This window comes from Methylomonas koyamae (assembly GCF_006483455.1).
GTDB classification, from domain to species: domain Bacteria; phylum Pseudomonadota; class Gammaproteobacteria; order Methylococcales; family Methylomonadaceae; genus Methylomonas; species Methylomonas koyamae_B.
Genome location: NZ_PPPU01000029.1, coordinates 35,351 through 48,564, shown reverse-complemented (window position 1 = coordinate 48,564; position 13,214 = coordinate 35,351). Strand labels below are relative to the sequence as shown.

Genomic DNA, 13,214 nt, shown 5'->3' with positions numbered 1-13,214 from the left:
GCGTTAAAAAATGTTCAAAGTTTAGGTCAACAGCCGGACATGTGAAGGCCGAGACGATTGGCCGCCACGAATTAGTCCGGAAAATCTTTGCCATCGCCACCGCTTACTCGTCTATCCTTGCGTCTTTTACAATGCGGCGGACGCCATGCCCCACACTCGTTTCAAGCTGAATGACCCGTATGCCGAAATCGACTGGCTATACGGCATTGTCGCGAGTATCGATGACGCGGTCCTGGTGCTGGACGCCAAGCACCAGATCCTATACGCCAATCCCGCCGCCGAATCGCTGTTCGGACTCGCCGGCCGCAAGCTCGCCAAGGTCGGCGAATGGCAACCGGCGCTATATCATGCAGACTGGACCCGGCGCTACCTGATCGCAGACGAGTTGTGGCCGGCTAGCTCGCATGCCGCCGAAGCTTCGGCCGTGATCGACCTTTACCTGAGCAGCACTGACAATACCTGGATCCCGCTGTCGCTGAAAATTCGCCGGATCGACAGCCGGCAAGGCCAAGCCCACTTATTACTATTCTCGTCCCGGCCGCCGAGCCCGCCCCCTGCGCCGGCAGAATCCGCGGCCGAAGTGCTGGAGCACAGCCCGAATTTGAGTGCGGTTCTAAACCACATGCCGGCCATGATCGGTTACTGGGACCGGAATCTGCACAACCGATTCGGCAACACGGCCTACGAGGAGTGGTTCGGTTTTACGCCGAGCAGCATGCTCGGCAAGCACATCCGCGACGTGATCGGCGATAAATTGTATGGCTTGAACCAACCCTATCTGGAAGCAGTTTTAGCCGGAGAACCCCAGTTTTTCGAACGCACCATCGTCGATGTTTCCGGCAGGGAGCGCTACACCCAGACGGCCTATCTGCCCGATCACGGCGACGGCCGGGTCAACGGTTTTTTCGTACTGGTGACCGATGTCACCGAATTGAAGTCTGCCCAAAAAAGGATCGGCGAATCGGCCGCCAGCCTGCGGGCGATATACGACAACCTGCCGTTCCTGGCCTGGATGAAAGACCGCGACGGCCGTTACCTGCAAGCCAACAAGCATTGGTTGCAGGCGGTCGGCATCAAAGAGCTACAGGCGCTAGACGGTATTACCGATTACGACATCTGGCCGCGCGAACTGGCCGAACATTATCTGGCAGTGGACCGGGAGGTCATGCAGAACCGTCGTCAAATCCAGCTCACCGAACGCGCGTTCGACGCCGGCCGCGAAACCTGGACTGAAACGATCAAATCGCCGGTGATCGGCGAAAGCGGCGAAGTGCTCGGCACCACCGGATTGGCCAGAGACATTACCGAACAACGCGTCGCGGAAGATACCTTGCGTAACTACAGCGAGCGCTTGCGGCTGGCAACCCAGGCCTCGGCCATCGGCATCTGTGAATGGGACATTGGCAGCGGTCAAGCCGACTGGGACCCGCGCATGTATCAGATGTTCGGTATCGCCCAAGGCACGCCGATCGATTACGAGGCTTGGGCGCAACTGGTAGTCCAGGAAGATTTGCCGCGCTGCAAGGCCAAACTGCGCAAGTTGATTCACGACAGGCGGGAACAACATTGGGAATTCCGCATCCGCCGCCAAAACGACGGCAGTTTGCGCTACATCCAGGCCGCCGCCATCGTCGGCAGCGGCCCGAACGGCGAGCAGCAAAAAATCGTCGGCGTTAACATCGATGTAACCCGCTACAAAACCATCGAGAACGCCTTACGCGACAGCGAAGCCCATCTGGCCCACGCCCAAGCACAGGCTCATCTGGGCAGTTGGCGGTTGGACGCCGACCGCACCACCTTGCATTGGTCGGACGAAAATTACCGGATATTCGGCACTCCGCTCGGGGCCGCCGTCACCTACCAACATTTCCTGGACTGCGTGCATCCGGACGACCGGGCTTTTATCGACCAAGCCTGGCAGGCGGCGATGAACGGCGCGCCGTACGATATCCAGCACCGCATTCTGGTCAACGGTCAGCTCAAATGGCTGCGGGAACGGGCCGAACTCGACTTCGACAGCCAGGGCCGGTTTCTGCGCGCGGTGGGTACGTCGCAAGACATTACCGAGCTGAAAGAAATCGAACGCGACCTGGAATACTCCCGCTCCCGATTGCGGCAACTCTACGCCCGCCGCGAAAAAGCCCGCGAAGAGGAGCGCAGGCGTATCGCCCGCGAGATCCACGACGAACTCGGCCAGATGCTGACCGCGCTGCGCATGCAGATCTCGCTGATGCGTCTGCGGTTCGCCGAGGGCAACGCCGAACTGGCCGAGAAAATTCGCGATACGATGCTGTTATTGGACAAAACCATAGAAGTCACCCGCGACGTGGCGACCTCCTTACGGCCGTCGGCGCTTGAAATGGGCATCGTGCCGGCGCTGCAATGGCACATCAAAAAATTCTCCGACCAATCCGGCATTGCCTGCGATTTCAGTCATCCCGACAACGGCCCGGAAATGGACGAAGAATGCGCAACGGCGTTATTCCGCATTGTCCAGGAGTCGCTGACCAACGTCCTGAAGCATTCCGGCGCAGACAAGGTTAAAATTCGCATCGCCATGGAGCCCGGCTTTTACTACCTGGAAATTTGCGATAACGGTCGGGGATTCGCTGCATCGGACGCCAGGAAAGCCCAATCGTTCGGTTTGATCGGCATCCAGGAACGCGCCATTATGCTGGGCGGCACAAGCGAATTCCTCAGCAACCCGGACACGGGCACGACCATTCGGGTCCGGGTTCCGGCCACCCCCAACAGATACCTTTTATGATTCGACTGCTCATAGCCGACGACCACGCCATCGTGCGTAGCGGGCTCAAACAATTGTTCGCACTGAACGCGGACATCGAAATTGGCGGCGAAGCCGAAAACAGCGAACAACTGCTGGACTGCCTGCAGCGCTGCACAGTAGACCTGGTTCTGCTGGATTTGAACATGCCCGGCCCGGGCGGCTGCGAAACGATAAGCCGGATCCGGCGGGAGTTCCCGACGCTGCCGGTGCTGGTGTTGAGCATGCACAACGAACTGCAAATCGTTAGCCTGGCGTTGAGGGCCGGCGCCAAAGGTTACCTGACCAAAGACAGCGATCCGGAAACGCTGATGGCCGCCATCCGCGCAGTCGCAACCGGCCAACGCTTTATCGACCCGAAGCTGGCCGAAAAATTGGCCTTTGCCGACATAGTAGCCCCGGAATCGAAACCTCACCCAAAACTGTCTGCCCGCGAGTTTCAAATTCTGCAAATGCTGGCCAACGGCAAAGGCATTACCGAAATCGGCCAGGAACTGGCAATCAGCAACAAAACCGTCAGCACTTACAAATCGCGGCTGTGCGGCAAATTGCAAATCAATAATACGGCGGAATTGATCCGTTATTACGACGCCCAAGTTTGGCAGCCATAGCCCAGGCCATCTGTTCGCCGCTCGCACTCACCCCGGCGTACGGCAACCGACACATTCGCAAGCCCTTGTTATCTGTGGGCTTTTACAGCCCGTCGCCGCATTCGGCTTAACCCTGAACGCCTAATCCGCAGTATAATGCTGCGTTTTTTCCGTTAATTCCCCCCCGTTATGAGTCAACAACGAAAAGCCGTGGCGCTGATTTCCGGCGGCCTGGATTCCATGCTAGCCTGCCAGACCATCATGAACCAGGGCATCCATGTCGAAGGCATCAACTTCTTTACCGGATTTTGCGTCGAAGGCCACACCCACGCCATCCGCAAGCAGGATGCCGACAAGGTCAAGCGTAACAACGCACTGTGGGTAGCCGAACAACTCGGCATCAAGCTGCACATCATCGATATCATCGAAGAATACAAACAAGTGCTGCTGAACCCCAAACACGGCTACGGCGCCAATCTGAACCCGTGCCTGGACTGCAAGATCTTCATGGTCAACAAGGCCAAGCAGTGGATGCAGGAAAACGGCTTCGATTTCATCATCACCGGCGAAGTGGTCGGGCAACGGCCGATGTCGCAACGCAAGCAGACCATGCCGATCGTCGCCGCCGAATCCGGCGCCGACGACCTGCTGGTGCGGCCGCTGTCGGCGCAAAATCTGCCGGCCACCTTGCCGGAACGCGAGGGCTGGATCAGCCGCGACAAGATGTTCGGCTTCAGCGGCCGCTCCCGCAAACCGCAAATGAGCTTGGCCAAAGAATTCGGTTTTGCCGACTACGCCCAACCGGCCGGCGGCTGCTGCTTCCTAACCGACGAAAGTTATTCCTTAAAATTGACCGACCTGTGGCAGGCCCGCGGCAAGCGCGACTACGATCTGGACGACATCATGCTGTTGAAGGTCGGCCGCCATATTCGCCCCCGCCCGCATTTCAAAATCATCGTCGCCCGCGAGGATGGCGAAGCCCGCTTCATGAGCGGCTATAAAAAAGAGTTCGTCAGCATGCATTGCACCAGCCACCGCGGACCGTTGGTGCTGATCGACGGCGAAGTCGGCGAAGACGATTTGGCCTTGGCCGGGCAAATCCTGGCCCGCTACGGCCAGGGCCGCGACGCCGAGCAAGTCGAAGTGACGATACGCGACCGCGCCGGGGCCGAACGTAATATTTTCGTAACGCCGTTGGCAGCCGAGCAAATTCCCGAGGAGTGGTTCGTATGAGCGAATTCACGTTAAACGCACGCCGGCTGTTGTGCCCGTTGCCGGTGATCCGCACCCAGGACAAGGTCAAGACTTTACAGCACGGCGACGTATTGACCGTGGAATGCACCGATCCAGGGGTGATGCAGGATATTCCGGCCTGGTGTCGGATTAATGGGCATCAGGTGTTGGAGACTCGTGCGGGTGATGGGGAGTATGTGATTGTTTTGGAAGTGGGTTGAGTTTTTGGTTGTGTCGCTATCGCGACGGCTTGATTTGATGTCGGGTCTCGGCCCGACAGCCGAGTAACTTTTCTTTGTTTGGCCAAAGAAAAGTCACCAAAAGAAACGCCACCCGGACGCCGCTTAGCTCACTCGGCACATCCATGTGCCTCGCCCTACGGGTGCAATGCATGCAAATCGGCTATCCTGCCGATTTGTCCTGCGCTCCTCGCTTTCGACGGGGATCGACAGAAGGGGCTTCCTGCCCCTCTGTCGATGTGCGGCATCCCTGCCGCACCCCTACGGGCTATTCCCGCCGAAAGCTCCGGTGCTCGGCGCGGCATACGGGAGGAAAACTGTCGTGATAGTAAAAACCTATTTAACTGATCAGGAATAATATACAAAAATCGTTTAGTCACCTGTTAAATTCTATAAACTGATTCCATGAAATCACGATCTCGGTTAATGTTAGAAAAATCAATCGCGGCAATATTGTCAGCAATTGAAATATACAATAAGCCAGACTTTAAATACCGAGAGGAGACTTTTTCTGTTCTTTGTATTAACGCTTGGGAGCTACTTCTAAAAGCGAAAGTTCTTAACTTAGCTAGCAACAAATTGGCTTCGCTTTATGCAATGGAACATAAAATCCTTAAAACCGGAAAGAAGTCATCTAAAAAACGCCCCAAAACAAATCGCTCAGGAAACCCCTTATCTATTAATCTGTTTGAAGCGTACCGAATTGTCACCGAAGAATACGGGGTAAAGATAGATAAAGCGGTAAACGATAATCTAACTGCACTTACAGAAATCAGGGATAACTCCATACACTTTGTCAACGAAGACATGTTGTTGTCTTTGAAAATCCAAGAATTAGGTAGCGCATCTCTTCAAAACTACCTCCATTTGGTTTCTTCTTGGTTTGGAGATGTTTTATCTGGATATAATTTTTACTTGATGCCGCTCTCTTTTTTTAGAAATTTCAACGAAGTTCCTGGTGTTTTACTTAATGCCAGCGAAAAAAAGGTTTTGGAATACATAAAGAAGACAGAGGAATCTTATGACGGCAAAAGTATTGGTGATTACAATTTGACACTAAGAATTGATGTTAAATTTCAAAAAGTAAAAAGCACATCAGGCTTGCCAGTTCAAATTACTAATGACCCAAGTGCCACAGCTGTGTTTTTATCGGAAGAAGACTTCACCGATAAGTATCCTTGGGATTACGATATCCTAAGCACTCGATTATCGAAGCGATATACTGACTTCAAAATGAATGCTAGTTATCACAAGATAAGAAAAAAGTTAGAACAAGATAGTAAGTTTGCCTATGAAAGGCTTCTAAACCCCAAAAACCCAAATGGCGGGAAAAAGACTTTTTATAACCCTAACATTCAGAAAGAATTCGACAAACATTACACAAAAATAAGCAAGTAACCGCGATAAAACGTAGTGGGATCTTGAAAAAGCGAAACACTATATCGCTCGATTCCGTTTCACGACATCGAGGCTACGGTGTAAATAGGCAAATAATAAAATTTTCTAAAGCGGCAAGGTGCAATCCGTAGGGCGTCAATAGGCGGAGCCGTATTGCGCCGCATGTTGTCCTTCGATTGTTCGGTGCATTACGGCTATCGCCAATGCACCCTACGAGGGTTGAACAAAAGGCTGTGGTGTGTAAATTACTTGCCAAATTACGGGATGGTTTTGTCCCGTATGCCGCGCCGAGCACCGGAGCTTTCGGCGGGAACAGCCCGCAGGGGTGCGGCAGGGATGCCGCACATCGACAGAGGGGCAGGAGCCCCTTCTGTCGATCCCCGTCGAAAGCGAGGAGCGCAGGGAATAAGCGGCGTCCGGGTCGCCTTTCTTTTGGATACTTTTCTTTGGCGATGCAAAGAAAAGTATCGCGGTTGTCGGTCCGCGAACCGACATTAAAATATTCGTCGCGGTAGCGACACAAATTTAAAGCCCGGTGGGCACGGCTGTTTGTGCCCACGCGGGTTTATAGTTGTCGACATAACATGGTGGGCAAAAAAGCATTGCCCACCCTACGTTTGATTGTCGAGTTAAGGTTGATTCCAGCAAGCGCATCTAAATTCCGGGATGGTTTTGTTCCCGTATGCCGCGCCGAGCATCGCAGCTTTTGGCGAGATAAGCCCGATAGGGGAGCGGCATGGATGCCGCTCGTTTTCGGAGGGCTAAGGATAGCCCTTCCGAAAACCCTCGCCAAAAGCGAGAAGCACAGGGAATAAGCGGCGTCCGGGTCGCCTTTTCTTTGGATACTTTCTTTTGGCGACGCAAAAGAAAGTATCGCGGTTGTCGGTCCGCGAACCGACATTAAAATATTCGTCGCGATAGCGACACAACAAAATTAGTTAATCAGTCTAACAAGGTAAAAAATGGCAGTCGGAGACACCTCATTTCCTGAAATGTATGCCGTAAAAGGCATCAAACTCGGCTCCAGTAACGCCGGCATCAAACAAACCGTGCGCGACGACATCTTGGTCATCGCAATGGCCGAGGGCGGCAGTTGCGCGGCGGTATTCACCCAAAACGCCTTTTGCGCGGCGCCGGTACAGGTCGCCAAGGCGCATTTGCCGATGAATCCGCGCTGGCTGCTGGTCAATTCCGGCAACGCCAATGCCGGCACCGGCAAACAAGGCTTGCAGGATGCCTTTGCCTGCTGCGCCGGACTGGCTGGAGAAGTGGATGCGCTGGCGCAGCAAGTGCTGCCGTTTTCGACCGGCGTGATCGGCGAACCGCTGCCGGTGGAAAAACTGGCGGCGGCGCTGCCGGCCGCGGTCGCCAATTTGGCCGAATCGCATTGGGACCGGGCGGCGCGGGCAATCATGACCACCGACACCTTTCCGAAAGGCGCCTCGTTGAAGCTCGACATCGGCGGCCATCCGGTCGCGATTACCGGCATTTCCAAAGGCGCCGGCATGATCCAGCCCAATATGGCGACGATGCTGGGCTTTATCGCCACCGACGCCAAAATCGAGCAGGGTCTGTTGCAAGAGTGCCTGAATGCGGCGGTCGAGCAATCGTTTAACCGGATCACCGTCGACGGCGATACTTCGACCAACGACGCCTGCGTGGTATTGGCCAGCGGCTGCAGCGGCGCGCCGGAGATTTTGCCCGGCAGCGAGCATCTGGCGGCGTTCAGCGCAGCCTTGGCCTCGGTCTGCAAACGGCTGGCGGAATTGATCATTCGCGACGGCGAAGGCGCCACCAAGCTGATGCGCATCATCGTCGAGCAAGCCCGCGACAGCGGCGAAGCGCTGCAAGTGGCAAAAACGATTGCCCATTCGCCGCTGGTCAAAACCGCGTTCTTCGCCAGCGACCCGAACTGGGGCCGGATATTGGCTGCCGTGGGCCGGGCCGGGGTCGAAAATATGGAGCTGGAGAAAATCGAGATTTACCTGGGTACGGTCTGCATCGTCGAAAACGGCGGCCGCGCGCCGTCTTACACCGAACAGGACGGCCAGCGGGTCATGAGCCAGCAGGAGATCGACGTCACGGTGCGTTTGGGCCGCGGCTCGGCCAGCGAACAGGTGTTGACCTGCGATTTTTCCTACGATTACGTCAAAATCAACGCCGAATACCGCACTTAATTCCGCCCATGCTCCAGCCAAATAACGTGGTTCACGTCGCGGTCGGCGTCGTTCGCGACACGGCCGGTCGGATACTGATCGCCCGACGCGCACAACACGCGCACCAGGGCGGCTTGTGGGAGTTTCCCGGCGGCAAGCTGGAACCCGGCGAGCCTGTGTTGCAGGCGCTAGCGCGGGAGCTGGAGGAAGAGGTCGGGATTCGGGTCGCCGCTGCCGAGCCTTTGATCAAAATCCGCCACGATTACGGCGACCGCCGGGTGTTGCTGGACGTCTGGAACGTCAACTCGTTCAGCGGCGAAGCCCGGCCCTGCGAAGGCCAGGCCATGCAATGGGTTAGCGCCGGCCAGCTTTCCGACTTCACCTTTCCGGCCGCCAACCTGCCTATCATCGCCGCCGCCCGGCTGCCGGCGTATTACGCCATCCTGGAAGGTCCGGACGCGGAAACGGTCATCGCCAATTGCCGACGCATCATCGACAACGGCGTCAAATTAGTGCAATTCCGGGCCAAAACCCTAAGCGCGAACGACAAACAAACCGTGCTCGAACGGGTATTGCAGCAATGCCGGCACCATGCCGTCGAGGTGCTGGTCAATGCCGATCTGGATTTGGATATTAGTCAGGCGCAAGGCATCCATTTGAGCAGCCGGGCCTTAATAAGACTGGATCGACGTCCGCCCGGAATGCGCTGGGTCGCAGCATCTTGCCACAATTCAACGGAGCTGCGCCACGCGCTGGCGATTGGAGTCGATTTTGCGGTGTTGGCGCCGGTCATGCCGACCGCATCGCACCCCGATACGCCACCATTGGGCTGGCAACGCTTTAGCGAACTGCTGGAACACGCCAACTTGCCGGTGTTCGCCTTGGGCGGTTTGAGCCGGCAGGATTTGGTGCGGGCGCAAGCCGCCGGTGCCCAGGGTATAGCCGGCATCAGCGGCTTTTTGGCTTGAAGCGGCCTCTCGACAAAATCCCTTATTGCTGTTGACTATCACGTCCGAGCTTTGCAGCCACCTCATATCGGGCCGCAGTCAGACTCAGCAACGGGTGTGTTAACCCGCTTGACCGTCATCCAGGTTCGACAGGTCGGGGTTTTCGTCGTCCCAAACCGGCGGACCGGGAATCTTGTGCGCTTCGGTGGCCCAATCGCCGAGGTCGATCAGCTTGCAGCGCTCCGAGCAAAACGGTTTGAATTTTTCGGCGGCAACCCAGGCCACAGGTTTACGGCAGGTCGGGCAGGCGACTTGCGGCGGGGACTGCGCGGCCATCAGAACATGCAGCGGGTCAAATGGAATTCGACATCGTCCTGGGTTTGGCACGGCCGGTTTTCATCGGCCGACGGGATCATGAAGCGGATGCTGAAGCGGTGTTTGCCGCCGCTGATCTCGGCGAAACAGCGCTGCTCAGGTTGCAAAGCCACGCGCAGCAACTGCACCGGATGGTTTTTGTTGTCGAGCGCCAGTTGAAAAAAACCGGCTTTGGCAAGCTCCGGGGTTGGAATACTGCTTTGACGGATGAAGCCTAAAATCAGGTCGATCGCAACCCGGATATCGACAAACGGTTGGGTCCAACGCTCCAGATCTTTCTGCTGCTCTGCTTCGTCCTGTTCCAACCAGTAATGAAACGCCGGCAGATCGAACGAGCAACTGCCGCCGGGTATCGAATTACGCTGCGAGATACTCTGAAACAAATCGCTTTCCATCACGCTGATGCCGATCTTGCCGTTGGCGCTGTATAAATTGCGGCTGGCCTGATTCAAGTCGGCCAGAATTTCCTGCAGTTTTTCGTCGTCGACGCCGTGATTATGGGCCAATTGGTTCAACACTTTGGTGTGGCGGTCCAATTCTTTGATCAATTCGGATTTAAGATCGCTGCGGCTGAAGATGGTCAGAATATCCAACAAGACGGAGATGGCGGCGCGTTTGTCGAAAACCGAAGCGCCCAACATGAAATGGCTGAGCTGTTGAAAGAGCTGCTCCAAGCGCATAAACACACGAATTCGTTCGTTGAGCGGGAATTCGTAGACTATTTGTGTATTCAAGCCGGTGGTGTCCTGGCGGTGGCTAAAAAAATGTAGGAATTGTGCAGGCTTTTAACCTGTTCTGCAAGCAGCTCCGGCCCGGCGCTATTGTCGATCACGTCGTCGGCGCGGGCCAGCCGTTCCGGCCGCGATATCTGACTGGCCACGATGGCCTGCGCCTGTTCGGCGCTGAGTTTGTCCCGGGTTACGACCCGTTCGATCTGCAGCGGTTGCGGACAATCTACCACCAGGATCCGGTCCACAACATAAGGATTTTCAGATTCGAGCAACAACGGCACCGCAATCAGGCAGTAATCGGCCTGCAATGCCGCCACATCGGCGGCGATGCGGGCGTATACCTGCGGATGCATGATGGCGTCCAGCCGTCGCTTTTGCTCCGGATCGGTAAAGATCGCCTCGCGCAGTTTGGGCCGATCCAGGCTGCCGTCGGTTTTCAACATGTCGGCACCGAATGTCTGAACGATGGCCAGCAAGGCCGGCTCGCCCGGTTCAACCAAACGGCGGGCGATCAAATCGGCATCGACCACCGGCACGCCCAAGTCGGCAAACAGACGGCATACCGTGGTTTTGCCGCAGCCGATGCCACCGGTCAAACCGATTTTCAACATCGGTCACAGACCTGCAAGCCGCAGATACCAAGCATTCATTTGCTCACCCCACAATAGCGCCAGCCAGCCGGCCATAGCCAGATAAGGCCCGAACGGAATCGGCTTGGCCGCATCGCGCCGGCAGAACACGATCATCGCGACGCCAATCACCGCACCGACCAGGGAAGACAACAAGATTATCAACGGCAAATATTGCCAGCCCAGCCAGGCGCCGAATACGGCCAGTAATTTGAAATCGCCGTAACCCATGCCGTCCTTGCCGGTCAGCAATTTAAAGCCGTGGTAGACGCTCCACAAGCTTAAATAACCGGCTACCGCGCCGACGATACTGTCGCGGCTGTCGGCAAAAATGCCGAACACGCTGAGCAGCAAGCCCAGCCAGACCAAAGGCAGCGTGATCGAGTCCGGCAGCAATTGCTGATCCATATCGATAAAACTCAGTGCAATCAGACACCAGGTCAACGGCAACGCCAACGCCAGCGCCCAGCCGTAACCCAGTTGCCAAGCGACCAGCGCCGAACACAGGCCGGTAAATGCCTCGATCAAGGGATAGCGCCAGCCGATTTTGCTACCGCAGTTGGCGCATTTGCCGCCGAGCAGCACATAGCTCAGGACCGGGATGTTTTGATAGGCTTTGATTTCGGCTTTGCAAGCCGGGCAGTGCGAAGCCGGCAATAACAGATCGAAACGCTCGCCCGGGGCTTCGGCCGGCAATTCCAGGTATTCGCGGCACTCGCGCCGCCACGCAGCCTGCATCATCAGCGGCAGTCGGTAAATCACCACATTCAGAAAACTGCCGACCAGCAAGCCGAGTAGTAAAGCGCTTGCGGCCAGAAAACCGGGAGATTGAGCTAAGACATTAAACAACATAGGTAAACAGCAAAGACTCGCCGGTCCGCCGCCCGTAACAGGCCGGAACCGGCAACAGGTTAGATAGCGGCGCCCAATTTGAAGATCGGCAAATACATCGCCACGATCAAACCGCCGACCAAAATCCCCAAGATCACCATGATGATAGGTTCCATCAAACTGCTCAGGTTGTCGACCAAGTTATCGACCTCTTCCTCGTAAAAGTCGGCGACCTTGTCCAGCATGGCGTCGATCGAACCGGATTCTTCGCCGATCGCCACCATCTGTACCACCATATTCGGAAATATGCCGGTGGTTTCCAAGGCGAACTTCAATTGCTGGCCGGTAGCGACGTCGTCGCGCACCTTCATCACCGCCTCGTAAAACAAGATGTTACCGCACGCGCCGGCCACCGAAACCAAGGCTTCGACCAACGGCACGCCGGCGGCCGACATGGTCGAGAGGGTTCTGGCGAAGCGGGCGATGGCCGATTTTTGCAGAATCATACCGACCACCGGTATTTTCAACAGAGTCCGATCCAGAAAATGGTTGAATGCCTTCGAGCGCTTTTTAAAGTAGGTAAAGGTGTAGCCGGCGACAAACAGCACGCCGACCACGGCCCACCACCATTCCTGTACCCAGGCCGACAAATCGATGACGAATTTGGTGAACGCCGGCAAATCGGCGCCGAAGCCTTTGAACAAGTCCTCGAATACCGGTACCACGAACACCAACAAAATCGCGGTAACGATAAACGCCACCACCAATACTGCCACCGGATAGGTCAACGCTTTCTTGACTTTTTTCTTGATAGACTCGGTCTTTTCCTTGTAAGTCGCGATTTTGTCCAACAAGGTTTCCAACACCCCGGCATGTTCGCCGGCTTCGACCAGATTGCAAAACAAGGCGTCGAAATAGAGCGGCTTGCGGCCCAATGCTTGCGCCAGCGTATCGCCACCCTCGACGTCGGCTTTGATCGACAACAGCATTTCCGACATGCTGGCGTTGTCGTGGCCCTTGCCGATGATATCGAACGACTGCACCAGCGGTACGCCGGCCGCCAGCATGGTCGCCAATTGGCGGGCAAAAACGGCAATATCTCCCGGCGTGATTTTTTGCACCCGCGGACTGAACAAGGGTTTCGCCTTGGGTTTGATGCCGATCACCCGGATGCCCATCCGCCGCAGCTCGGCGCGAGCGATCACTTCGCTTTTGGCACTGATAGTGCCTTTGGTTTTCCGGTTTTGTTTGTCGAAACCGTCCCAATTGAATTCGATCTGCTCTTCTTGTTTTGCCATGA

Annotated in this window: 12 protein-coding genes; 7 read left to right on the top strand and 5 right to left on the bottom strand. The window is 56.0% G+C overall.

Going from position 1 to position 13,214, the window contains the following annotated elements:
- The first annotated feature begins 145 nt into the window (after positions 1 to 145).
- The 7 genes from C2U68_RS15865 (at position 146) to C2U68_RS15820 (ending at position 9,369) form a co-directional block, all read left to right on the top strand.
- Positions 146 to 2,767 carry a PAS domain-containing protein gene (locus C2U68_RS15865; RefSeq protein WP_140913452.1) on the top strand — a complete coding sequence of 874 codons (2,622 nt, stop codon included), beginning with the start codon at positions 146 to 148 and terminating at the stop codon, positions 2,765 to 2,767.
- Positions 2,764 to 3,396 carry a response regulator transcription factor gene (locus tag C2U68_RS15860; protein WP_140913451.1) on the top strand — a complete coding sequence of 211 codons (633 nt, stop codon included), beginning with the start codon at positions 2,764 to 2,766 and terminating at the stop codon, positions 3,394 to 3,396. Before C2U68_RS15865 ends, C2U68_RS15860 begins: the two co-directional genes overlap by 4 nt.
- A gap of 168 nt (positions 3,397 to 3,564) precedes the next feature.
- Complete coding sequence (locus tag C2U68_RS15855) at positions 3,565 to 4,608, top strand: tRNA (5-methylaminomethyl-2-thiouridylate)-methyltransferase (RefSeq protein WP_140913450.1); 1,044 nt, start codon at positions 3,565 to 3,567, stop codon at positions 4,606 to 4,608.
- Positions 4,605 to 4,829: a sulfurtransferase TusA family protein gene (locus C2U68_RS15850; protein ID WP_140913449.1), complete on the top strand. Its 225-nt coding sequence runs from the start codon at positions 4,605 to 4,607 to the stop codon at positions 4,827 to 4,829. The genes C2U68_RS15855 and C2U68_RS15850 overlap by 4 nt, the downstream gene beginning before the upstream one ends.
- Positions 4,830 to 5,273: 444 nt before the next feature.
- Positions 5,274 to 6,245, top strand: a complete 972-nt coding sequence (locus C2U68_RS15840) for a DUF3644 domain-containing protein (RefSeq protein ID WP_222101922.1) — start codon at positions 5,274 to 5,276, stop codon at positions 6,243 to 6,245.
- Between the two features lie 962 nt (positions 6,246 to 7,207).
- A complete protein-coding gene (gene argJ / locus C2U68_RS15825; protein ID WP_140913447.1) occupies positions 7,208 to 8,422 on the top strand; it encodes a bifunctional glutamate N-acetyltransferase/amino-acid acetyltransferase ArgJ in 1,215 nt (404 codons plus the stop codon).
- Between the two features lie 8 nt (positions 8,423 to 8,430).
- Positions 8,431 to 9,369 (top strand): Nudix family hydrolase, encoded by a 939-nt coding sequence (locus tag C2U68_RS15820; RefSeq protein WP_140913446.1) that lies wholly within the window; start codon positions 8,431 to 8,433, stop codon positions 9,367 to 9,369.
- A gap of 99 nt (positions 9,370 to 9,468) precedes the next feature.
- Here C2U68_RS15820 and C2U68_RS15815 read toward each other — a convergent pair whose 3' ends face one another.
- From C2U68_RS15815 to C2U68_RS15795, 5 genes are read right to left on the bottom strand one after another with little or no spacing between them, the layout of a single operon-like run.
- Positions 9,469 to 9,684, bottom strand: coding sequence for a DNA gyrase inhibitor YacG (locus C2U68_RS15815; RefSeq protein ID WP_140913445.1), 216 nt, complete (start codon positions 9,682 to 9,684; stop codon positions 9,469 to 9,471).
- Positions 9,684 to 10,457: a cell division protein ZapD gene (gene zapD, locus C2U68_RS15810; RefSeq protein ID WP_140913444.1), complete on the bottom strand. Its 774-nt coding sequence runs from the start codon at positions 10,455 to 10,457 to the stop codon at positions 9,684 to 9,686. The genes C2U68_RS15815 and zapD overlap by 1 nt, the downstream gene beginning before the upstream one ends.
- Entirely contained in the window at positions 10,454 to 11,065 is a 612-nt protein-coding gene (gene coaE, locus C2U68_RS15805; protein WP_140913443.1) for a dephospho-CoA kinase, read from the bottom strand. The genes zapD and coaE overlap by 4 nt, the downstream gene beginning before the upstream one ends.
- A 3-nt stretch (positions 11,066 to 11,068) precedes the next feature.
- Positions 11,069 to 11,935, bottom strand: a complete 867-nt coding sequence (locus C2U68_RS15800) for a prepilin peptidase (RefSeq protein ID WP_140913442.1) — start codon at positions 11,933 to 11,935, stop codon at positions 11,069 to 11,071.
- A 59-nt stretch (positions 11,936 to 11,994) separates the two neighbouring features.
- Positions 11,995 to 13,212, bottom strand: a complete 1,218-nt coding sequence (locus C2U68_RS15795) for a type II secretion system F family protein (RefSeq protein WP_140913441.1) — start codon at positions 13,210 to 13,212, stop codon at positions 11,995 to 11,997.
- Positions 13,213 to 13,214 lie beyond the last annotated feature (2 nt).